17 protein-coding genes are annotated in these 21,866 nt (G+C 59.4%); 3 read left to right on the top strand and 14 right to left on the bottom strand.

Annotated elements, in window-relative coordinates:
* Positions 1-275: 275 nt before the first annotated feature.
* The 6 genes from ACVWYZ_RS08500 to ACVWYZ_RS08475 all read right to left on the bottom strand — a co-directional run bounded on the left by ACVWYZ_RS08500 (position 276) and on the right by ACVWYZ_RS08475 (position 6,067).
* Complete coding sequence (locus tag ACVWYZ_RS08500; RefSeq protein WP_457466788.1) at positions 276-998, bottom strand: hypothetical protein; 723 nt, start codon at positions 996-998, stop codon at positions 276-278.
* A complete protein-coding gene (locus tag ACVWYZ_RS08495; protein WP_457411508.1) occupies positions 998-1,705 on the bottom strand; it encodes a PilN domain-containing protein in 708 nt (235 codons plus the stop codon). The genes ACVWYZ_RS08500 and ACVWYZ_RS08495 overlap by 1 nt, the downstream gene beginning before the upstream one ends.
* A 60-nt stretch (positions 1,706-1,765) precedes the next feature.
* Positions 1,766-2,884: a type IV pilus biogenesis protein PilM gene (gene pilM / locus ACVWYZ_RS08490; RefSeq protein ID WP_457466787.1), complete on the bottom strand. Its 1,119-nt coding sequence runs from the start codon at positions 2,882-2,884 to the stop codon at positions 1,766-1,768.
* A gap of 219 nt (positions 2,885-3,103) precedes the next feature.
* Entirely contained in the window at positions 3,104-4,729 is a 1,626-nt protein-coding gene (gene kaiC, locus ACVWYZ_RS08485; protein ID WP_414373238.1) for a circadian clock protein KaiC, read from the bottom strand.
* Between the two features lie 28 nt (positions 4,730-4,757).
* On the bottom strand, positions 4,758-5,060 hold the full coding sequence (gene kaiB, locus ACVWYZ_RS08480) for a circadian clock protein KaiB (RefSeq protein WP_011430723.1): 303 nt from the start codon (positions 5,058-5,060) through the stop codon (positions 4,758-4,760).
* A 2-nt stretch (positions 5,061-5,062) separates the two neighbouring features.
* Positions 5,063-6,067, bottom strand: a complete 1,005-nt coding sequence (locus ACVWYZ_RS08475; RefSeq protein ID WP_457466786.1) for a circadian clock protein KaiA — start codon at positions 6,065-6,067, stop codon at positions 5,063-5,065.
* 121 nt (positions 6,068-6,188) lie between these two features.
* Between ACVWYZ_RS08475 and ACVWYZ_RS08470 the strand changes: the two genes are divergently transcribed.
* The 3 genes from ACVWYZ_RS08470 (at position 6,189) to ruvC (ending at position 8,244) form a co-directional block, all read left to right on the top strand.
* Positions 6,189-7,124 carry a nucleoside hydrolase gene (locus tag ACVWYZ_RS08470; protein ID WP_414382892.1) on the top strand — a complete coding sequence of 312 codons (936 nt, stop codon included), beginning with the start codon at positions 6,189-6,191 and terminating at the stop codon, positions 7,122-7,124.
* A gap of 78 nt (positions 7,125-7,202) precedes the next feature.
* Positions 7,203-7,721, top strand: coding sequence for a CDP-diacylglycerol--glycerol-3-phosphate 3-phosphatidyltransferase (pgsA, locus tag ACVWYZ_RS08465; RefSeq protein ID WP_457466794.1), 519 nt, complete (start codon positions 7,203-7,205; stop codon positions 7,719-7,721).
* The gene (gene ruvC / locus ACVWYZ_RS08460; protein ID WP_457466785.1) at positions 7,696-8,244 is read left to right on the top strand and encodes a crossover junction endodeoxyribonuclease RuvC; all 549 of its coding nucleotides are present in this window, start codon (positions 7,696-7,698) and stop codon (positions 8,242-8,244) included. Before pgsA ends, ruvC begins: the two co-directional genes overlap by 26 nt.
* Positions 8,245-8,293: 49 nt before the next feature.
* Here the strand turns inward: ruvC and carA are convergent, their stop codons facing one another.
* The 8 genes from carA to ACVWYZ_RS08420 form a co-directional block, all read right to left on the bottom strand.
* A complete protein-coding gene (gene carA / locus ACVWYZ_RS08455; protein ID WP_457466784.1) occupies positions 8,294-9,496 on the bottom strand; it encodes a glutamine-hydrolyzing carbamoyl-phosphate synthase small subunit in 1,203 nt (400 codons plus the stop codon).
* A 61-nt stretch (positions 9,497-9,557) separates the two neighbouring features.
* On the bottom strand, positions 9,558-10,100 hold the full coding sequence (locus tag ACVWYZ_RS08450) for a pilus assembly FimT family protein (RefSeq protein ID WP_457466783.1): 543 nt from the start codon (positions 10,098-10,100) through the stop codon (positions 9,558-9,560).
* Positions 10,101-10,140: 40 nt separating this feature from the next.
* Complete coding sequence (locus tag ACVWYZ_RS08445; RefSeq protein WP_457466782.1) at positions 10,141-11,232, bottom strand: PulJ/GspJ family protein; 1,092 nt, start codon at positions 11,230-11,232, stop codon at positions 10,141-10,143.
* A gap of 71 nt (positions 11,233-11,303) precedes the next feature.
* Positions 11,304-12,047: a prepilin-type N-terminal cleavage/methylation domain-containing protein gene (locus ACVWYZ_RS08440; protein ID WP_414357416.1), complete on the bottom strand. Its 744-nt coding sequence runs from the start codon at positions 12,045-12,047 to the stop codon at positions 11,304-11,306.
* A gap of 63 nt (positions 12,048-12,110) precedes the next feature.
* Positions 12,111-19,475, bottom strand: coding sequence for a hormogonium polysaccharide biosynthesis protein HpsA (gene hpsA / locus ACVWYZ_RS08435; RefSeq protein ID WP_457466781.1), 7,365 nt, complete (start codon positions 19,473-19,475; stop codon positions 12,111-12,113).
* 141 nt (positions 19,476-19,616) lie between these two features.
* Positions 19,617-20,213, bottom strand: a complete 597-nt coding sequence (locus ACVWYZ_RS08430; protein ID WP_457466780.1) for a response regulator — start codon at positions 20,211-20,213, stop codon at positions 19,617-19,619.
* Positions 20,214-20,302: 89 nt separating this feature from the next.
* Complete coding sequence (locus tag ACVWYZ_RS08425) at positions 20,303-20,911, bottom strand: pentapeptide repeat-containing protein (RefSeq protein WP_457466779.1); 609 nt, start codon at positions 20,909-20,911, stop codon at positions 20,303-20,305.
* Between the two features lie 61 nt (positions 20,912-20,972).
* Positions 20,973-21,842: a DNA-formamidopyrimidine glycosylase gene (locus tag ACVWYZ_RS08420; RefSeq protein ID WP_457466778.1), complete on the bottom strand. Its 870-nt coding sequence runs from the start codon at positions 21,840-21,842 to the stop codon at positions 20,973-20,975.
* Positions 21,843-21,866 lie beyond the last annotated feature (24 nt).

Raw genomic sequence — 21,866 nt, 5'->3', positions numbered from 1 at the left:
ACGGTTCATCATCCTCACACCTCACTCCTTCACCCAACCGTGTTCTTGCTTAGCCTCGCCACGGGTGCCTTTGGCCTCGTTCACCCCGTGCTTCCCTAATCAAAGCCGAAATCTCGGACTTTGCCACTACCTGTAGCCATTTCGGGAGAAATTTTTCCCAGATCTTCGATTTGGCAACACTATCTGTGCTGCACCGGCGATTGTTCCCGTCTTCTGAAAACCCAAAAGGGATCCCGCACTGGCAGGATCTCCCCCTGAGCCGAAGCATAGCTAGGCTATTGGCTGGGTGCTGCCTGTTCTCCTTCAGGGGGGGCTTGCCCTTCAGGTGGAGGAGCAGTGCCCAACGGAACGTCTTTGTTGTAGATGTAGGCAATCAAATCCAAAGCAGCGTCCAGTTCCCCTGTGTCTTGAACAGGATTTAAGCTGATGTTGCCCACCCGGAACAGCGTGCGCAGACGTTCTATATCTCCCATCAGATTGATCAGCTCCGTATAGGGGCCACGCAGAGCGACACGGGTGGTCTGCACTTGGATGGCGGGAGCGATGATCCCAGGCACTTCCGGATTGGCCGAAGACGCTGGAGTCAGTGGAGAAGGGCTAAAGCTGCGCAGCTCGCTGTTGGGTTGCCCCTGCACCAGCCGGTTGAGATCCAGCAGTTGCGTGTCGGCATTCTCGGGGGTGGAGAGCAGGGCACTAATCTGTTCCCGCTCCACGCGAGCTCTCTCGACCTGATTGGGCACATCTTGCAAACTGGCAATCTGGCTCTTTATGTCCTGCAACTGGGTGGTTTTGTTGGCTACCTCCCTTTCCAAAGCCTGTACCTCCTCGATCAAGGGGCGAAGTTGGGTGAAGGCCAGAAACCCCGCCGCGGCTAACCCTGTGATCCCGATTAAAAGACCAATTCGAATGGGGGTCAGCTCCACGCCCAGCAGTACCGGCGGCCCTGCCGGGGGAACCACCAGTTGTTCGTCGGGAAAACCTTCAATCGATCCAGTCATCAGTTCGCCTCCACTCGACGCAAAATGCGGATCTTTTCAACCAAGCCTATCGCTCCCCGCTGCTCCAGCTCGCGGGTAAATTCTGGGTCGGGATCCCCCAGGGTACGGATGGTTACGGTTATGCCGTAGGTAACGCTGGGCTCGGTTAGGTTTGTGCCGTCCACCCGGGAGCTGCTGTTCAGGACGGCGCTGGTAACAAAGTTGGAATCCAGCAGGGTGAGCAAAAAGTCGTTCACCAGGGGAAAGTCCAGCGCCCCTCCTTGGATATTGACGGTATCCCCGGAAGCGCTGATGTTGGTTATCCATACCCCCTGGCCGGGGATCTTGCGCCGCAGCTCTTCCAAGATGGCCGACCAAGGCTGGACGGATCTCAGAAAGGAGCGGAACCCTTCCGTTTGGGCGCGAATGGTTTGCAGCTCTTGATTGGCATTCTGCAGCTGGGACAACTCAGCATTGGCTGTGCTGAGCTCACTGTCAAGGCGAGCCCGCTCCGCCCTCAAGGTTTCTCTCTGGCGGGAAAAGCTGTCTTGGAAATACCAAAAAGCTCCCATCGCTACAGCAGCAACAGCAACCCCCAGGCCAATGGCCGGGATCCAATTCTGGGATCCCTCTGCAGCCTCAGCTGCGACTACTGCTCCCCCACCTGTTCGAGCTGTGGTGAGGACATCCGGCCTTTCTTTGAGGAAATTGATCTCCGGTGTGTACATCTCTTTAACCGCCTTGTGCGCTATTCCATCGGTTGGGCGAGCTTGCGCTGCCTGCTGCCGCTACTTGGTGTCTTCCCGTAACGCCAACCCCAGGGCCACTCCCATTGCTGGGCGTTCCTCCAGGGGCAGTTCCACTGAATCCGGCACGACAATGTTGCCAAAGGGATCCGCCAACTCCACCGCCACGCTCAACGACTGAGATAAGAAGCCGTCGATTTGGCCGATGCTTGCCCCAGTTCCGGCCAGCAGTACTTTCACCACAGGCGAGCTGCTTTCTGTGCTCGTAAAGAAGTCGATGGAGCGCCTCAGTTCATCCGCCAAATCGGAGACAACGCGCGTTACTGCTGCTACACCGGGATTGCTGGGCGCTGGCTGTTCTCCCGTGGCCAAAATATCGGTGGGGTTGATCAAGGGTAACCTCAGAGTTCGCAACAGGTCGCCGGTGCGGCTAAGCGGCAGATTCAGGGATTGGGCCAGCACCTGCCGCATGTGGATGGTGCCGATGTTGACGGTGCGGGTAAATTGCGGGATCCCGTTCACCAAAATGCTGATCTCGCTGCTGTCGTAGCCGATGGAGCTGAGCAACACGGCCTCTTGGGGGCCGTACTGGGTTAGCTGATCGCGGATGGTGCGAATGAGGGAGAAGCTGGCCAGCTCCACACAGCGCACCTGCAAGTTGGCCACCTGCAGCACCTCCAGGTAGTTGTCCACCACCTCTTTGGGGATGGCCACCAGCAAGACTTCGATGCGCTCAATGCCATCCTGGGAAAGATCGAGACCCAAGGGCTGGTAGTCGACATCCGCCTGATCCCGCGGATAGGGAATGTAAAGTTCGGCCTCCTGCTCCAAAACCACCCGGCGCAGCTCATCGGCAGGTAGGTCGGCAGGCAGGCGAATGAGACGAACGATGGCCTCCCTTACGGGCACTGCTGTGGCTGCCGGCAGGTTGGTGGGCACTTTGTTTTCATTGAGCAAATTCATCAAGACCAAACCAACCGTGTTCGGATCGAGGATGCGCCCTTCGACCATCGCCCCTTCTGGCATGTCCACGCTGTGGTAGTGGGCCAGACGATAGCGACCATTGCCCTGCTTTTTCAGTTGGGCAACGGCGATACGCTCGGGGTTGATGTCCACCCCAAGCATGGTTCGGGTTTTGGAGCCACCAAGAAAACTAAACACGCCGGGAAACCCCGCCCTTTGCGCTACTGCTAGAGGCATACTACCCAATTTGTAGGTGGGTTACCACTGTTCGCCATTGGCCGCGGGGAAATCCTTGTCTGGGCCGATCCCTCCCTGCCAGCCGCAAGTGCAGGGCTTGCGCGGTGTTGAGCGGTGTTGGAAATTCGCTTGACTCAACGGGTCTGTTGCCGCGCCCACTCACGGAACTGTTGTAACCGCTCACAACCCTTCTTCCTCGAGGGCCTGGACGTTTTGCACAATCCGGGAGAGCTCGTTTTTCTCATCCACATTGATGCGGGTCGGGGATCCGCTGATGATGCGCTCGTAGCCCCGGAAGGAATCGCGGATTTGGATGCCTGCGTTGGAGATGAGGTACTCGCGGATCCCTTTGTCGTGCCAGGATCCCCGCATTTTGAAGACGTTGAGGGCGCGGGCCATTTCTCCGCGGATCTCCACGTATTGCAGCAGGATAATCGTGTCGGTGATGGTGGAGATGTGGGATTCGGTGATGGAATGGGATCCCATGAATTGGTCGGTGGTGTTGGTGAAAAAGCCGGTGATCTCCTCCTGCTTGGCCAGGCCAGTTACCCCGATTACAAACTGGCGGAAGGCATTTTGGCTCACTCCCCGCGCCAGGGCTGACAGGGAGTCGATGGCCATGCGGGAGGGCTTGAAGGCCATCATCTCGGTTTTGATCTTCTGCAGGTGGTCTTCCAGGCCGGCAGATTCTGGGTAGGCGCAGATGATCTTGAGGAGGCCCTGCCGCTCGAACTCTTCCAGCTCAATGCCCCAGGAGGAGGCGTTGCGGGACAGCTGCGCCCGCGACTCTTCGTAGGCAAAGAGAATGCAGCGTTCCCCATCCAGGCAGCCCCGCTCCAGGAATTTGCTCACCAGCGAGGTTTTGCCCGTGCCGGTGGCGCCGGTGGCCAAAATAATCGAGTCCTTGAAGAAGCCGCCGCCGCACATTTCGTCCAGCTTCTCGATGCCGGAGGAGACCCGCACGTTGGAGGAGCGCTGCGTCAGCTGCATGGCTCCCAGGGGGAAGATGTTGATCCCGTCATTGGTGATGGTGAAGGGATATTCCCCCTTCATGTGGGTGGTGCCCCGCAGCTTCAAGATCTCGATGGTGCGCCGCCGTTTCTCTCCTTCCAGGATGTTGCGTAGGATCACCACGTTATCGGAGACGAATTCCTCTACGCCGTAGCGGGCGATGGGGCCGTACTCGTCGGTGCGCTCCGTGGTCATGACGGTGGTGACGTTGGCCTGCTTGAGGCGGGCCGTCAGGCGGAACAGCTCCCGCCGCACCACACCGGCAGGGTCGTATTGCTGAAAGATGGCCGTCACCGAGTCGATGGAGACCCGCTTGGCTTTGTATTTGCGAATGGCGTACTGGATGCGCTCGATGAGGGCCGACAAATCAAAGTTGCCGCTCACCTCATAGCCTTCGGGATCGGGGGAGGCATCCAGGATAAACAGTTGGCCCCTGTCGATGAGGGCCTGCAGATCCCAGCCAAAGCTGGAGGCATTGCGAATGATATCGGCGGGGGTTTCCTCGAAGGTGACGAAGATCCCCGGCTCTTGATACTTCACGATGCCGTTGTAAAGGAACTGCATGGCAAACAGGGTTTTGCCGGTGCCGGAGGTGCCGCTGACCAAGGTGGTGCGTCCCAGGGGTAGCCCACCGTGACTGATGTCTTCAAAGCCCTCGATGCCCGTCTGTTTTTTGGGGATCCCTCGCAGCTCTGAGAGATCCGCCCGGTGGTTGTCTGGGGTTGGTTCGGTGGAGTCCTCTGCGGTGTTATCTTGTGGCTTTTCTGGCTCAGAAGGCCCCAATGACTGGTTCATCCCACTCTCCTTGCTCCTGCAGCCTGTCTCAAGCCTCTTCGTCCAATTCTTCGTAGAGCAGATCCAGGCCGATGAGCACTTTCTCGCGGTTGGACAGATCGCCAATAATCTTCCGCACCGGTGGCGGCAGGATTTTGGCCAAGGTCGGCGTTGCCAAGATCTTATCTTCCTCTGCCAGTTGCGGATTTTTCAAGACATCGATCACCTTCAGGCTGTACACGCCGCGGAACTCCTTTTCCAAGATGTCTTGCAAGGTGCTGAGGGCACGCAGAGAATTGGGGGTGTTGCCCGCCACGTAGAGCTTGAGAACATAGGCTTTGCGAGTGGACATATCTAAGGATCCCTTGGAGCGGTTTTGGGAATGGAGCGGCGGTACATTTCGCTCAGGTGGGCCATCACATCGATCAGGGTAAGGCGGTAATCCAGCAGGATCTCTTCGCTGCGGCCTTCCAGCTTCAATTGTTTGGCAAAGTCTTCCATCAAGTTCATGTGCAGCTCCAGCAGTTGAGCAGCGCCGATATCGGCAAAAAAGGCCAAGGCCACCAGCTCGTCGATGCGGGCATTGACGGTCTCGGGAGATTGAAAATAGTCCAAGACGATTGCCTGGTAAAGGTTACGCAGCCGTCGCATGAGGGCTTGCTGCTCGTGGGGCGGGAGGCGACGGTAAAACAGCTCTGGGTCACGATGATAGTACACTCCGGCGTAGCCCAGCCGTTCCCGCAATTTCTCCGCCAGCCGTCGCTGTTGTTGGTTGCTGTAAGCCAGGTAGGGCTGATCGCTGGGATGCACTGGGCTCTGCGGGAGGCCGCAAGTGGGAGACATCTGCAGAAACAAGGCGATGGCCCGATCCACCAGCAGCTCCAAGACGGAAGGGGATCCCGAAGCGGTACAGTCGGCCCGCACCTGCCCCTTCAGCTCCTGTGGCGAAATGGGACGGACGAGGGTGGCGTTGTGGTAGAAAAACTGCTCTCGCTTGAGCAATGCTTTCACCAAAGATGAGGTGGCAGGGATCCCTCCTTCCGTCTCCGGTGTTTCCTTTTGCAGGTGGGATTCTTCCAGCACAATCGCCAACACCGTCGGCAGCAGCAGTCCCCACGCGCAGAGCTGATTGCCCAGATCGTGCAGCTCTTGCAGCCGAGTGGGATCCACCAGGAGCACCAAGCAATCGACATGGCCGTCTTGTCTCCTGAGAGCCTCTAGGAAGGTAGCTTGATCCTGAAAACACTCGACAACAAAGCGTTCAGGGGGTAGCCAGTCCTCGCAAGCTAGGGGCTCTCCTGCTGGCGGCTCCCAATCCAGCAACAGGTTGATGCGCAGTGGATGGGTGTCAGGCAACAAGACAAAGGATGAAGATATATTTCCTATCTTAAATCTGACCGGGATCCGCGCTCACCGGCCAGAGGAAAAGAGCGGGAGAAAAACCTAAACTAGGGGTGAGTGAGCTGCTGCTGAGATCCCTATGGTGCCCCTGATCATCGATTGCGACCCTGGTCAAGACGATGCGGTGGCTCTGTTGTTGGCCATGGCGTCGCCAGAAGAGCTGCAATTGCTGGGCATTACCACGGTGGCCGGCAATGTCTCTCTGGACAAAACCAGCCGCAACGCTCGACAGATCTGCGAATTGGCCGGTCAACCCCAGATGGGGGTGTATGCCGGCTGCCCCCGACCTCTCTTGCGCCCTCTGGAAACCGCCGAGCAGGTGCATGGCAAAACCGGGATCGACGGAGCGGATCTGCCGGAGCCCCAGATGCCTTTGGGATCCCAGCATGCAGTGCCCTATCTCATCGAGACGCTGATGGCTGCCCCTGAGCCGGTTACCTTGGCTTTGCTGGGCCCGATGACCAACTTGGCAGTGGCCCTGGTGCAGCAGCCCCGGATTGTGGAGCGCATCCAGCGGCTGGTGTTTATGGGGGGATCCGCCTTTGAGGGGAATGTTACCCCGGCAGCCGAGTTCAACATCCTCACCGATCCCCACGCCGCCCAGATCGTGCTCAGCGCCGGGATCCCGGAGGTGGTGATGCTGGGCTTGCACGTCACCCAACAGGTCCTCAGCACGCCGGAGCGGATTGAGCGCATCCGCGCCCTGGGCACCCGCGTTGGGCAGACGGTGGCCAATATGCTCACCTTTTACGGTAAGGTCGACGTAGAACGCTACGGGCTACCGGGAGGGCCATTGCACGACCCTTGTGTGATTGCCTATCTGTTACAGCCGCAGTTGTTCGAGCTCAAGCCCTGCTACGTCGAGGTGGAAACGGCTAGCCCCTTGAACCTGGGCCGGACGGTGGTGGATCGCTGGGGATCCAGTGGTCGCCTCGCCAATGTTCAGGTGGCTTTTGGGGTGGATGCCCAGGGGTTTTACCACCTGCTCACCGAGCGCCTGGGCCGTTACCGATAATTCTGATAGTTCTGATCCTTGAGGCCAGATCCGAAGGTGGAGAATCCCAGCGCCGTCCAACGTGACAAGCTGGAGTGGGTGAACCTGCCCACCGCCGTCACCCTGCTGCGGCTGGCAGGGATCCCTTTTATTCTGCTGGGGCTGAGCCTGCGATCCCCACTGGGGGAGAGGTTGGCCCTCTGGGCGTTCCTGTTGGCGGCGGCAACCGATTGGCTGGATGGCCATTTGGCCCGCCGTTATGGCTTGGTAACCGATATGGGCAAGTTTTTGGATCCTCTGGTGGATAAGCTGCTGGTGTTGGCGCCGCTGCTGGGCCTGCTGGAACTGGGGCGGATCCCCGCTTGGGGCGTGTTTTTGCTGGTGGGGCGGGAGCTGGCCATCGCCGGCTGGCGGGTCAACCAAAGCCAAATCCGCGGTGCCAATTTCTGGGGCAAAGCCAAGACGGTAACCCAAATCCTGGCCATTGCTTTGCTGATTCTGGGGTGGCCGGGAGGGATCCCTTGTTTTTGGGTGGCGGTGGTTCTCACCCTGATCTCGGGCCTGACCTACCTGCACACCGATCATCCCCATCATGCGCAGTCACCCGGCAGGCCATAGCCCTTGTCAGATCCCCACGCCCCTCGCCGACAGAGGAGACACCCCACCTGAGCAGCGCATCCTCGGCCTAGATCCAGGTCTGGGAACCATGGGTTTTGGTTGCATTCTGGCGGGATCTGCGGGGTTGAAACCTGTGGATTATGGGGTGATCAGCACCCCCAGCCAACACTCAATGCCGGAGCGGCTGCAAACGCTGCACGAGGATTTGAGCCAGTTGCTGCGCCAACTGCGCCCGCATCAGGTGGGGCTGGAAAAACTTTTTTTCTACAAAATGGGCAATACCATTGCCATCGCCCAAGCCCGTGGCGTGATCCTGCTCACCTTGGCCCAGCATCATCTGTTGCCGGTGGAGTTTACGCCCGCCCAAGTCAAGCAAAGTTTGACAGGCTACGGACGCGCCGACAAGCAGGCTGTACAAGCTGCCGTGGCCCGGGAACTCAACCTGCCCAGCTTGCCCCGCCCGGATGATGCCGCCGATGCCTTGGCGATTGCCATCACAGTCTGGCACCACCGCTTCTCTTGAGGGATCCCCTCCCTGTCAATCCCCTGCCTTCGGCAGGAGGTGAAAGATGTTAGCGTTGAGTAGCTAAAAAAGTTCGGTGCTGCAGCATTAGCTCCACAAACTCCCGGAAGAGGTGATCGGCATCATGAGGGCCGGGGCTGGCCTCCGGGTGATACTGCACAGAAAACAGGGGCAGGTGACGGTGGCGGATCCCGGCCACGGTACGGTCATTCAAGTTGAGGTAGGTGATTACCACCCCATCGGCGGGGATCGAAGCGGCATCCACCGCAAACCCGTGGTTTTGGCTGGTGATCTCCACTTGCTTCTCCAACCCGCAAGGGTGGTTGAGGCCGCGGTGGCCAAACTTGAGCTTGTAGGTGGATCCCCCTAGGGCCAAACTGAGAATCTGATGGCCCAGGCAGATCCCAAATAGGGGCTTCCCGGTTTGCAGCAGCGCTTGCGTGGTGCGGATGGCAGTCGTCTCAGCGGCGGGATCCCCTGGCCCATTGGAGAGGAAGATCCCATCGGGGTTGTAACTCAAAATCTGCTCCGGGCTGGCATTGGCCGGCAACACCATCACCCGACAGCCATAGCGGGTAAGGCGGCGCAGAATGTTGCGCTTAACGCCGAAATCCAAGGCCACCACCCGCAGGGGCGGCTCCGGGATCGGGATCCCTTGGCTGCGCCCATAGTCCCAATCGGCAGGCGTAGGCTCCAGCCACTCGTAGGGTTGGGGAGTAGTAACTTCCGCCACCAAGCTCAACCCCTGCATGGAAGGAGCCTGGCGCACCCGCTCCAACAAAACCTGGGGATCCAAAGTCTCCGTGGAAAGGGCCCCGTTCATCACCCCCTGAGAGCGCAGCCGCCGTGCCAAAGCCCGCGTATCTACCCCAGCAATGGCCGGGATCCCATATCGTTGCAGGTATTCGGGGAGGGTGGATGTAGCCCGCCAGGAGCTGACCATGCGAGACACATTGCGGGCAATCACCCCTGCTACTTGGGGCCGAGCCGATTCTTCGTCCAGCTCATTCACTCCGGTATTTCCCAGCTCAGGGCAGGTGAAAGTAATGATCTGCCCCCGGTAGCTGGGATCGGTGATCACCTCCTGGTAGCCGGTCATGCCCGTGTTAAACACCACCTCGCCCACCGCCGTGCCCGGCGCCCCAAAAGACCAACCGGCAAAGGAAGTGCCATCCGCCAGCACCAGCAAAGCAGGCTGACGAGCCTGCCAAGGGAAAGTTTTTTCCTGAGGGATCAGGGAAGGAGAAGCCATGCTCCACCCAAAAACATCGGCCTGACCATCCTACCCCCTTTCAAGGAGGTTGCAAGGCTGGCTAGTCTTCCGCATCTGCTCCGCCCGCACAAGCCGGGTCGTTGTCCTTGCGGATGGTGCCTATCAAGGTGCTCACCACCACGCAGCGGTTTTCCCCCTGAGAGTAGGTGCTGCTGACTACAAAGCGACCCAGTTGACGGGCCCGGCCATCGGATTCAAAAACCGCCCTTCCGTCATTGAAGGTGTTGGCTACAGTTACAAAATTATTCAGGCGAATTCGCTGACAAGGGGTGGGTTCATCGCAAAGGCCCTCCCCATCTTGGATGACCAGAGTCGGAACGATCGGATCCGAATTGTCCACCTGCACCACCCAAGCTCGGCCCAGGAGAGAAGCCCTGGCGTTGGTGCGGGCAGTGCGCAAGGCTCGCTCCACCCTGTTCTGCGCATCCTCAAGCTGGATCCGCGCCCAGATGTTGATCCCAGAGGGAACGGCCAGCACAGCCAAGATGCCGATGATGACAATAACCGCCAAGACTTCTATCAGCGTAAAGCCCCTTGTCTGGGCAGGTGCAATCCGTCTAGATCCGCTCACCGAGGCCAGCATAGGCAGGAATCCCCCCTCTGGGCAAGTCATATGGGCTTGACTAGGCTTGACGATTGAACACACCACGGGCCAAAACTTGAGTTTGCATCGCCGTCAAGTACCGCGACACCTGTTCCGCATCGACACTCGTCGCATCTTGAATGTAGCGCCGGAACAAACCAGGGTTGGAGCGTTCCATAGCGGTTGCTGTAATGTTCACAATCACATCTTGGGGAAGGCTCGCAGAGCCACCGCGCCGGACACAGACATAAAAACCCACATCGTTCTGATTGACCCCCAACCCCGAGAAGGTAACCCCGTTGGGTCGGCCTCCTCCAAAGGCATAGCCCTGTGGGCAAGGGGGAGCAACCTGGGGGCTGTCCTGCCGGCTGCTGAAGATGTTGGAGACCAGAGTTACCAGTCGATTACCTTGATTGCCTGCCCCAGCAATGGGAGTTTGGCGAGCCCTAGCTTGCTCAGAGGGCCAAACCAGAAAGCCTTCCCGGAAGGGATCCGGATCCTCGACAAAAAATCGGCTGCGCTCAGTGCATGTGTCATTAAGAGGTTGCAACTCAAACCTAGCAATGCGCGCATTACCCTCCCAGGGGGTGCTGCCGTCTGGGTTACCGGCGTTGTTGTAGTTGCGCTGCAAGTAATACACAACCAAGGTGTAGATGTTGCGGCGGCTGCGAATGTTTTCCCAATCAGATTGGGAAATGCCTGAAGGTCTTTCCTTCAAAGTTACTCGGCCTTCTCGGATTTGTTGCAACGTCGGAGGGCCTTGATAGCAATCGCGTGGGATCGGATTCAGCTTCCAAAAAGCGACAACCGGAACGGCACCATCGGGGCGGCGAATCCATCCAGGAGTGTAAAGCCGCTCAATGAGATCCGGCGTTCCATTACCGTTGGGCTGTTCCGCATCGTTGTAAATGTAGAGAGCTTCCGCCAGATCCTGCTGAATATACCGCATGGCTTGCGTCAGCTCCGCCTGCACTTGGGTGCGCCCTGTCTCTTCCCGATCCACCCGCATGGTTTCGATGACGATCATGCCGGTGGCCAGCAGAAAGATCGAAGCCATCAGCAGCGCAGCCAGCAGCTCAATGAGGGTAAACCCCGCACTCTGATTAACCCTCCGGCGTAAGACCTTGAACATAGGGAAACACCACTACCTTATATCTTGTAAATCCAGAGAGGGATCCTGCCAATCCGCCTCAGGGCAATGAGCTAGGGGCTGCCGGGCAGAGGAAATGCCTCACAGTTGCTGGCTGGGATCCCACCCCTGGCTCGAACGTCGGCCAAAACGGCGCGGCAAACATCCCCCAAATTGGCAGCCAGGTTGACTTCCACAATCGAGCTGGCCATGGGAAAGAGCCACACATCGGCATTGGCCAAGTTCTGATTGGCGGAGACCGACTCGGTTCGCAACCCAGGAAGGGCCTGTCGGGTCGCTGGGTCAAAAGAAAAGCGGTGGTAAACCCTCACCCCTATCAGGAAGGTGCAGGGAACCCCCGCAATCACGGTGTTGTTGCGTCGGTCAATACAATCTCCACCACCACTGCGAAAGGTTTGAATGACATATTCTTCAGGGTTGCGTCCTGGCAACTGAATTTGAGCCAAGCGAATCGAATAATTGTCCCCGTTAGTATCCATAGTGGCCGGTGCTGGGGTACTTGCCAGGGGATTCGCTCCAACTCTGGGCAGACGGGCCAACTGAGCCGGGTTCTGAAAGGCAACTGGGTTAGCGGCCAGCTCCAGGTCAACCAGCGTGCGGATCCGATCCACCTCGGCCTGGGCCAGTTGATTGGCTACCTCCACGCGCTCGGTCATGGCCCGCCGATAGGCAACCAAGGTAAGGGCAGGGGCAAGGGCAGTCATGGCAATAGCCACGATAATCACGGAGGCCAAGACCTCTATGAGAGTGAAGCCCTCTGCTTCCAATTGCTGCCGCAAAAGCCGCCACTTTTTCATATCCCCTCCCGTGTTTGCCTGCTGCCCCTACTTTGAATTTACCCCCAGCTTGGGAAGTCAATATCAGTTGAATTCGTTGCAGCCTCCAATCTGAGCAGCAGCCTGTAGAGGAACACCTGGCTGCTGTTGCAAGGCACAGCGCAGCCGCCGCACATACGGATCCTGAGGATCCAGCTCTCGCAAGAACTCGGTGCGGGTATTGGAGGGGAATTGGAAGCGGGCCGACACCGCGCTGGGACGACGGGCAATTTGCAGACCCACGTCGTAGCCGAAGCGGCGGTTGGGTGGGTAGTAGTAGTCGTAGCCCCGCACAAAGGTTGGATCGGCTACCAGATCGGGTGGCTCAAAGCTGTGCTGCAGGAAGGGGCCGGTAGCATAGGTGCTGTAGTTGAGCTGGATCATCGAGCCGCTGAAAAAGAGGTTGACATCTCTCCACAGCTCGTTGAGGCGCAGGAAGTTGTGCATGCCCCCGCCCGTCTGATCCAGCCGAGACGGGATCACACCGCTGATGGCAATGGCATTTACCCGCGTTTCCCTGGCCGGCTGGAGCTGCCGGTTTTGGGTGCCGTTGTCGTTGCGGCGGCGCTGGTTCAAGTCGGCTGCGGCTGGGGCCAGCTCCTGGAAGCGCGGGATCGGAATGGGCCGACGGGTCACCTCGTCCAGGATCACCCCCAGCACGGGGTTGCTGCCTGCAAAGCCGGTGGTGGGTTGATTGATGCTGAGAGTGTACGGCTCCACATCCACCCAGACCAGGCCATCGCCATCGCCGCCGTTACGGTCGATCTGAACCTGGATGGTGTTGCCGTTGGGCTTGACGTAGAAGCAGAGGCCATTGCGAATATCTTCACTGCCCTTGTGGTTAATGTAGTATCCGTCCGCATACTTGGACGCGGGAGTGTAGGCTTGGATCGCGGCGCTTTTGTTGACGCGGGCGTAAGGGTTGAGCGCCATCTGGGGTTGGATCTCTAGCTCTGGCCGATCCGGCAAGTCTAACCCAAACAGTGGATCCCGCTCCAAAACATTTGAAGGCTCCTCCAGATCCCAAATGCCATTCTTGTTGAGATCCTCGAAGGTAGGATCGGCACCTTTAGGAGAGGTACGCAGAGTGCTGGGTCGGCTGGCACCCGTGTAGGCGGTGTACTTGAAGCGGTCGTTGAAGTTGGGGCGAAATACCCCCGGCACCCAGAAGCCACCGTCTGAGGGAGTGACCTGTTCATCGCCACAGCGAATTTCTCCACTGCCGTTGAGCAGTTGCCGCCGCAGTTGCCGGGCCCAGTCATCGGTACCCACAGCAGGAGTTCCAGAAATCTTAGCTCCAATATTCTCAGCAGGGCGGATGCCCGGCTCTTTGCTGGGGTTGGCTATCTGAGAGGGCAAATTGCCCTTCAGGCCATTGCGGGCAGCATAGGCCGGTTCGCCAAACATCCAATTGAAGGCCGCCTGCAGAGCCTCGGCAGGGTTGGGCCACTTGGGTGGCTTGGGCGCCCCGGCTTTCACTTCCAGCACCGGGGAAAGCTCCGGCTGCAGAGCGATCGTCACGCCTTCGGCAGAAGCCGCGGCCACCATGTTCACGCCAATGGTCTCCGGCTCCGGATCCGCTTGGATTTCCCAGACGGGGCGCAAATCCACCGTGTTGGGCTTGGCCGCCATCCACTCGCCGAAGGGGCTCTTGCCGGGAGCCTCAGGGGCAAAGGTACCTGGCCCACAGGGCTTGCCGGTACAGGTAATCGTCTGGCTCTCGGTTTTGTTGGCCGGACAGGTGGGGCTGTTATTGGGGCCTTTGGTGCCAGTACGGGTTTGGTTGAGCGGCTGGCTAGTGCCGCAGGCAATGGTAAGACTGCTACAGTCAGGAGTCCAAGGCCCAAAGGTGTAGTCATTGCAAATGGCCGGGCAGGTGACCGTTTGGGTTTCTATAGTAGTGGTGGTTCCGCAGCTCGACGTGCAGGTCTTGGTGCGGGTTTGGGTCACTTGCAGGCCGCCGTTGGCCACCGTACACTGAGGAGTCCAGCCTGTGTAGGTGCAGGTAGCCCCCGGAGGCTGGCAGGTGATGGTTTGGCGTTCAGTTTCGACAAAGGGGCTTTGGCTGCGACAGAGCGGCGTTACCGTGCGGGTGCGGGTTTGGGTGATGCTGGTGCCGCTACACTGCTGCTGCGGGGTACACTGAGGCGTCCAATCTGACCAAGGCCCGTAGTTGTACTGAGGGTAGCAGGTGATCGTCCGAGTTTGCGGTGTTGGCGGAGTGCCAGGGCAACCGGCAGGCAAGGTGGCAGTTCTGGTTTGGGTAATAGTGGTTTGCTGACAGATGTTGGGGTCACACGCAGGAGTCCAGCCTGTCCAGATGGGATCGCAGTTGAGGGTGACTTTGCAGTACTTCTGATTGGCCACCAGAGGTTTAGTCTGATCCGGCTGGCAAGGTTGGTTCACCCCCTGCAGCGGCTTCAGGTACCGCAGGTCGTAGTCTTCCAACTCGCTGCCATCGCGGGTGGCAAAGCGCAGGGAGGCACCGCCGGTATTTTCGTAAGTTTGGATCTCCACCAAGTAGGGCGAGGGCTGGGATGGATCCGCGCACTCCAGCTCTAATCGCAGGGTGACCAGGTTACCGCCGCTATCCTGCCAGGCTTCGGCACCCGCAGCATTGGGCCCTAGGCTGAGCGGAGTTCCGTTCCAGGCTCCATTGTTGACAAAAGTGGCACTGGAGCCGTCCCGCCGTCGAATGATCAGCCGCACGCCGTCGTCGCCGTTGAGAATGCGGTAGCTCTGCAGGCCCGACCAACGGGGATACAGCTCCCCTACCCAGCGCACCACGAAAAAGTCGTTGCCGTTGTTGTTGCCGCTGTTTGTCCCACCACTTCTGCGCCGCCAGCAGGAGCGCTGGAAGTTGAAGTGACTTGGAAAGTTGAGGTCATCCGCGTCGATGGGCAGGTTCGGCAGGCTGTTGTTGCCATCGGGCTCCCCACAACTGGGCATCCAGAACCAATCGCCGCGATCCCGCCGATCAGGGCTGCCAGGCGGTAGTGACAAACGGCAGAGGGGCTGCAGGATGTCAGACAAAGAGCCGTTGCAAGTGGGGAAGTTACTATATAGCAAACGCTTGAAAGGCGAGTGAGAGTTCAGCAATGTGCTAGTGCCAAAAAAGTACTGGAAGCCGCCCCACCCAGGGAAACCGCTGCCGCTGCGGGCAAAGGGGGCCAGGTTGGTCGGGTTATCGATAGCATTGCGCACGCAGGCCCAGCGTTGGTCGTTGGTGCCACTTGGATTACAGGTAGGCGCATCGGTGGTATAGCCATTGTTGTACTGACCAATGGCATTAGGTACTCCTTGCGCCGGGAACACCGGATCCGGCCAGCGCACTGCCCGCAGGTAGGGCAGGTTGGCCTCTTGGGCGTTTCCGGGCAGGGGGCCTACGGCTCCGCTGGTGGCAAACCCTGTTTCGCGGTTGTACCGGTTCTGCGGGCTGGTTATCCAGCCGTTGTAGTACTCGGCCAGCAACCCAGAGCCACCAGGGCTCGGGCAAGGCCCAGGTGGAGCTACCATCACCCAGCGGGAGGTATCCAGCACCGGGTTGCCCAAAGCGGAGATGCGGGTGCCGAAGTTGGCATAGCCCACATCGGGTGCCCGCAAGGGCCGCACTGCCGGCACGCCACCGCCCGCCGTTCTGTCATCGTTATTGGGATCCGAATCGGCGTTGTCGAAGGGAGCCAGAATGGTGTCGCGGGCAAACACATCCGGCCAACCCGGCTGGTTGAGGTTGTCGCCCAGGTTCTGGGCCCCGTTCGTGTTGTCGAAGCGCAGAACGCCAGCGCTGTTGGGATCCGGAGCCGGCCAGTTGTTGCCGCGGATTACCAGGGCCTGGTTGAGGAAGGAGGTGTTGAATCCCAGGTTATCCCTGTCCTTCTCACCCCTGAGACAGCCGTAGTAATCCCACCGCCGAGGGGCTGATGCCCGCCCACCGTTGTAGTCCTGCCCGGGGTTGTAGTTAACGCCGCCGCCATTGAGGGTGCCATCCTGGACAAAGGCATCATCAATGCTGCCATCGCAGAAATCGGCAGAGAGGATGTTCACCGAGTCGCCCAACACGTCGCTGGGCCGCCAAAGATCCTCCGCCGCCCGGGCAAAGCGCCGGTCTTCCCGGTCTTCATTGGATCGGGATCGCCGCCGCCCGTAGAAGTTGCTGTAAAGACCGTCTGCTCCGAAGGCAAGGCGAGTGGTAAACTCCTCCAGGGGCTCGCCGCTCTTCGTCTGATGCAGGTTAAAGTCCCCTTGGATATAAACGGGGTTGTCGGAAACGAAGGAGAGGCCAAAAATCGCGTCATTAGGGTTGAACCCGCCGCGGGCCAGCACCGCCCCGTTGCGCAGCCGGAAGCCGTAGGGCCGCCGATCCGGATCGGCATAGTAGTCCACCGGTTTGGGGCTGAGTCCACCTGGATTGGAAACAGGGGGATCCCAGACCGTTTGGTTGTTAGCCGTGCCGCGACCTGGCTGACCGGCGTTCATAATACCGGCGCTGCCCAAAGTGCCGCGGGCGTTTGCGTTGTGCCAGCTGGTTAGGTAGCTATCAAAAGTGCCCAAGGGTGGGCGGGCAATGGCATCTTCCCGCACTGCATCTTCCCGGAAGGCGTAGAAGATACCCCCTTCGCGGTTTTCGCCAATGCCGGCAGGCAGCCAGGTATCCCCGTTGATCAGCCCCCTGTTCTGACCTTGGACATTGTTGGTCAGTAGCGCCAGGTCAATGTTCAGCGCCCGCACCGCCATCGCCTCGCGGCCATCGTAGAAGACAGAATCCTTGAAGGGCACGCGATGGCACTGGTTGCCAATCCGAATTAGCTCAAATTGGTTGCTGTTGGGGCCGGCAGCGGTGCAATTGGCCGGTGCATGGGGCAAAGCCCAGTTGCCAATTCCGGAGCGGGGCTGCAGAGCAACCTCGTTTAAGTTGGTTACAGCCTGATAGCTGACTGTGCTCGGAAGGAAGGAGTAAGCGCTGCGCCGCTCCGTTTCCAGGGTATCCGTCTGGTTGAAACTGGTGGTCGGGAAGATGTAGCGCAGCGGCAGATAAAACCGATTGGCCGCCTCTCGGTTCCCAGCTCGGCTGGCTTGAATGTCGTTCCAGAGGGTTTGAGCTGTGGGATCAGGATTGCTGGCATTGGCGGCATCCCGAATGCGCAGGATGTTGTCCGCCAACATGCCCACCATGCAGCCTGCCGTTTGCAGGGTGGTTTGGTCGGCCAGGCTCAATTGGTCAACAGAGGTGCCTCGGTTGACGATATCAATAACCCGCCGCAGCTCGGAGAAGTTGCCAAAAGCCGTAATAAACGGATCCGGGTGAATGCGGCCCGCTTCTTGCCTGGGTGGATAGGCCCCGTCAGGATCGCCGGCAAAATTGGCCAGGTTGGTGAGGGCCGTCCACAAGGGGGTGCCCGGAGCTAGCCGAGCCTGCATCGGGGTTGGGTCATATTCCCAGACATTGGTGCCCTGCCCGGTGAAGAAGTTGATGCCCAATTGATTGGCTTGGTTGCCTGTGGGGAACGTGGAAGCCCGCTGCAAACTCCAGGGAGAGCCTGGGTGGGCCACCGTAGCCAGGCAGGCTATCGGAAAGCGGCCATCTCTGTGGCTGTAGTGGTAAACGGCTGTAGCCTGCACTGCCGCCGGGTTATCCCGCAGCGTCAGGCGTTGCCGCGCCTCGTTGCTGATGAAAATGGGCTGCAACTTGGTGGGATCGTTGGGATCCCCGGGCGGCACCAAAGGCAAAGGCAAAGAATCGGTGCGGGTTAGCTCCAGCCGCTGGCCCACGATCACCCGCAAGCCTTCCACACGGGCCCGCCGCTCCCAATAGCCATCCAAGCCCACCTCGGAAAGGGCGCCTGGGGGTGGGTTGTCCTCGGTCAAAGACTCATTCTGGTTGTTCCTGGCATTAGCAGGAATCGGGCTACCGGCACTGACACCAGACGTTTGAGCAAAGGTGTCCACATCGCAGCCCCTTGCCTGGTTAGGTTCGACCGGTGGACGGTCATAGCTGGCCTTGGGGCCAAAGCGGTTGTCGGCCCGATACACATCGTCCACGTAGGGCGGGCAGGTCTGGTCGGACCGAAAGCCGCCTGCTTTAATCCGGCCAGGGTTCTCCCTCTTTTTGGCGTTGAGAGGAGAATCTGCCCATCCTGCTGCATCTTGGGCATAGGATCCGCGGGTGCGAATGCGGCCAAAAAGCTGTAGCTCCAGCGGATCCAGCGCCACATTTTCTGGCTCTACCTGGTTCTGCACCGAGTCAAAATTTTGGTTGTTCAACCGAGCCAGCACCTCTGGCGCTTTGTTTTGCTCGCCAGAGTGAACATCGAAAATCAGAGTATCGCTCACCTGCTGGCCGGCGTAGCCAATGGCCCCTGCCACCAACTCTCCGAAGGCAGTGATCTCAGAGTTGTCAGCGGGCATGTAGAAGCAGGATTCCTCCGAGCTGATGGCGAAAGCCCGGAACAAGTTGTTGGAGCCATACCGGAAAAAGAGGCTGCCCCCAGCGTAGATGGCGCCGTTCCAGTTGTAGCCGGGGGTGAAGAAGAACTCTACATCGCCGCGGCTGAAGGCTCCCCATTTGTTAAGCAGATCCCTCCGCCGATCCTGCTGAAATTGCAAAGCTGAAATGGCACGGGTGGTGGAGTCGGCACCCGCAATAGGCAAGGTGACGGCATAGACTTGAAAGGGCTTGTACAACGCAGAGCCAACCTGGAACCAATCTCCCACGTTGGGGTTGACCGTCTGTTCAGCCGGAGAATCGGTACACCCCGCCAAGGCCGAACCCTGCAGTGGCCCACTGCGGATCAGCAGCCGCCGCGCCCGCTCGGTATCCGTCAGGTTAGCCTCAAAGTCGTTGCCGGCAGCCCGACGGGTGTTCAGAATAGTATAAACCGTTACGGAGTCATTGATGCCATTGTTGTCGGTATCCGCCAAGAACCACCAAGCGGGCGCCTGAACCCGGACGTTCAAGTTTTGTCCCGGATTTTGCGGATCCTCCACCTGAATGTTGGTGGCGATCACGAACTGAGTTTCGTCGGGGAGGATGTAGGGCTCATCGGGATCCCGAGGAAGCAGACCCCCTGCCCCATCGTTGATGAGGGCTGCGGCAAATTGCGCATCCGTCGGGGCGCTGTTGGGCAGGCGGGGATCCCGAACTAGGTACTCGATCTTAGCTCTAGCCCGGTCAATGGCCGTATTCAGTTGTCGGCTAATGGTTTGCCCCGCTCGTTCCACCTGGGTTTGGATGCTGCGCTGAGTGGAGCGGGTCAGCAGCCCCACCGTCACCAAGCTCAAGACCAGCACGATCAAAATGGCAACCGGCAGGACAAAGCCCCGCTCTCGAATCTTGCGCTGATCCACCCGTGCTTTCAAAGAGGCGAGCAAGCGCAGGGTGAGCTTGAGCAGCAGCGTGGAAGGAGCAGACATACCGTATCTCGGACAACGTGAAGGGGAAGGCGGCACCCCAGGGATCCCTTGTCAAGATGCCAAGCTAGCAACAGTATGGCGGTGATCATGGCCGCCGCAAATCCCCACCTCCGGGGGGAATCCCCAAGCCCTTTCTCCAATTCACAAGATCCCCAGTTGCTGCGCCTTGAGCAGGGCGGTGACGCGGTCGGTGGCGTCTAGCTTGCGGTAGGCAGTGCTGGCGTATTCTTTGACGGTTTCGATGCTTAGGCCCAGACGGCGGGCAATCTGTTTGTTGGCCAAGCCCTCGCTCATCAGTTGCAGCACACACAGCTCGCGGGGGGTGAGCTTGGGCAGCTCCTGTCGGGCAGGCAGCCAGTCTCGTTCGGGGTTGGACAAAATCTGACGGATGACGCGGGCCAATTCCGCCGGGTCGGTCTCTTTGGAAAGGTAGCCTTTGGCCCCGGCGCGGCGGGCTGCCTCAATCAGACCCGGCTCCTGAAAGGTGGTCATCATCACCACCACCACCGGCAGGCCCAGCTCGGTGATTTGCTGGCAGGCGGCGATCCCATCCCCATCCGGCATGCGCACATCCAAAATGGCTACGTCGATGGGGCAACTGCGACAATGGTGGACGGCCTGGGATCCCGTCTCGGCTTCGGCCACCACCTCAAATCCTTGCGCTTGCAGGGCAAACTTCAGCCCCAGCCGGAAGAGGGGATGATCGTCGGCAATGAGAACGCGGACAGGGGAAGTCATGGCAGGGGATCCCAGCTGAGGGGGTGCTGGTTTTAATCTGCCCAAGGGGGGATCCCAAATCAAATGGCGGAGCAAGCGGTAACTCTTGGTCAAGATCCTTCTTTCACGAAAACCATGCCCCAAGCACTAGGGTTGAAGGCGGGATCCAGTCGGGTTTGGGCGTTGTACAGAGCGCCCGTCAGGTCTGCCCCCTCCAGAAAAGCGCCTCGCAGGTCGGCCCCCCGCAGATCGGCATTGTGTAACTTGGCCCCTGTGAGGTCGGCGCCGGTGAGGATGGCTCGACGCAAGTCGGCCCCGCTTAAGTTGGCCACCTGGAGATTGGCCCCCGTCAGATCCGCCTGCTGCAGGTTGGCCTGCGCCAGATCCGCTTCCCACAAGAAGGCCCCCGCTTGATCCGAGCCGCTCAGGTTGGCCCCTCTCAAATCGGCCAGATTGAGGATTGCTTGGGAGAGGTCGGCAGCTTGGAGATTGGCCTGTCTGAGGATCGCTTCTTTCAGGTTGGCCCCACTGAGGTCAGCTCCCGGCAGTTCTGCCCCCGTTAGGTTGCAGGCGGGGCAATCTTTGCTGGGAAAAACAATTTGGGAGCGGCCCAGTTGGGCATCCAACTCCAGTTGGGCAAAGGCCGCAGCCCCTGGGAAGACCACCCAGCCGAGCAAACTCGCCCCACCCCAGAGCTTTGTGAACCGGAGCCATGCCATTCTTTTCACCGGATCCCCTGCACTGGCGATGGTAGCTGCTCCGGAGCCCAAGCGCTCCCCCTCACCCCCAACCCCTCTCCCCAAGGGAGAGGGGGGTTTTGAGTGGCTGGCAGTGGGGGCAAAAGTGAGCCGACCGACCTGCCAGCTTCATCCGCTGAATTGGGGTGCCACAGAGGCGACAGGGATCCCCTTCCCGACCGTACACCCACGCTTGCCCTTGATAGTTGCCGTTGAGCCCATGCAGATCCCGGTAATCCCGCAAGGTGGTGCCCCGCTGCTCCAGCCCGGCCCGTAACACCTCGATCAAAGCTTCTCGCAGGCGTGCCTTGGCCACATCCGAAAGCTGAACTGCTGGCGTCAAAGGGTGAATGCCGCTCAGAAACAGGGCTTCGTCGGCGTAAATGTTGCCCACCCCGGCTACCAGCGATTGATCCAGCAGCGCGGTTTTAATAAGACGGCGGCTCTTCTGCAGGGCAGCCTGGAAATAGGCCTCAGAAAAAGCTGGCGAAAAGGGCTCCGGCCCCAAAGTCTGCAGGGTGGGGATCACCGCCTCCAGCTCAACACCGGCAGGCACCAGCCACATCTGGCCAAAGGTGCGCTGATCCACAAAGCGCAAGTCCCACCCTTCCTCGAAGGCCAAACGAACACGAGTGTGAGCTGATAAAGGGGTGGATCCCTGCACCCAGAGCAACTGCCCGGTCATGCGCAGATGCACGCCCAGAACAGCTCTCGAATCCAGGGATCCCAGCAGATACTTTCCTCGCCGCTGCCACTGGGTAAAACGGGTGCCGATCAAGCCCCGCCCAAACGTCTCCCTTGCAGGGTAGGCAATGGTGCGGGCCAGGAGCACCTCCACCGCAAGTATGCGTGGCCCCAGGGTGAGGCGTTGCAAATCTTGCCGAACCGTTTCAACTTCCGGCAGTTCAGGCACAGAACGACTTGCTCAAGAACACAG

The sequence above is a fragment of the Thermostichus sp. MS-CIW-37 genome, assembly GCF_054060065.1.
This window is presented reverse-complemented; position numbering and strand designations above follow the sequence as displayed.

What these genes read in the sequence shown, in the direction of transcription:
- ACVWYZ_RS08500 (WP_457466788.1), bottom strand. Translation starts at nt 998, where the DNA reads ATGACTGGATCGATTGAAGGTTTTCCCGACGAACAACTGGTGGTTCCC.
- ACVWYZ_RS08495 (WP_457411508.1), bottom strand. Translation starts at nt 1,705, where the DNA reads ATGTACACACCGGAGATCAATTTCCTCAAAGAAAGGCCGGATGTCCTC.
- kaiC (WP_414373238.1), bottom strand. Translation starts at nt 4,729, where the DNA reads ATGAACCAGTCATTGGGGCCTTCTGAGCCAGAAAAGCCACAAGATAAC.
- kaiB (WP_011430723.1), bottom strand. Translation starts at nt 5,060, where the DNA reads ATGTCCACTCGCAAAGCCTATGTTCTCAAGCTCTACGTGGCGGGCAAC.
- ACVWYZ_RS08470 (WP_414382892.1), top strand. Translation starts at nt 6,189, where the DNA reads ATGGTGCCCCTGATCATCGATTGCGACCCTGGTCAAGACGATGCGGTG.
- ruvC (WP_457466785.1), top strand. Translation starts at nt 7,696, where the DNA reads ATGCGCAGTCACCCGGCAGGCCATAGCCCTTGTCAGATCCCCACGCCC.
- carA (WP_457466784.1), bottom strand. Translation starts at nt 9,496, where the DNA reads ATGGCTTCTCCTTCCCTGATCCCTCAGGAAAAAACTTTCCCTTGGCAG.
- ACVWYZ_RS08450 (WP_457466783.1), bottom strand. Translation starts at nt 10,100, where the DNA reads ATGCTGGCCTCGGTGAGCGGATCTAGACGGATTGCACCTGCCCAGACA.
- ACVWYZ_RS08445 (WP_457466782.1), bottom strand. Translation starts at nt 11,232, where the DNA reads ATGTTCAAGGTCTTACGCCGGAGGGTTAATCAGAGTGCGGGGTTTACC.
- ACVWYZ_RS08440 (WP_414357416.1), bottom strand. Translation starts at nt 12,047, where the DNA reads ATGAAAAAGTGGCGGCTTTTGCGGCAGCAATTGGAAGCAGAGGGCTTC.
- hpsA (WP_457466781.1), bottom strand. Translation starts at nt 19,475, where the DNA reads ATGTCTGCTCCTTCCACGCTGCTGCTCAAGCTCACCCTGCGCTTGCTC.
- ACVWYZ_RS08430 (WP_457466780.1), bottom strand. Translation starts at nt 20,213, where the DNA reads ATGACTTCCCCTGTCCGCGTTCTCATTGCCGACGATCATCCCCTCTTC.
- ACVWYZ_RS08425 (WP_457466779.1), bottom strand. Translation starts at nt 20,911, where the DNA reads ATGGCATGGCTCCGGTTCACAAAGCTCTGGGGTGGGGCGAGTTTGCTC.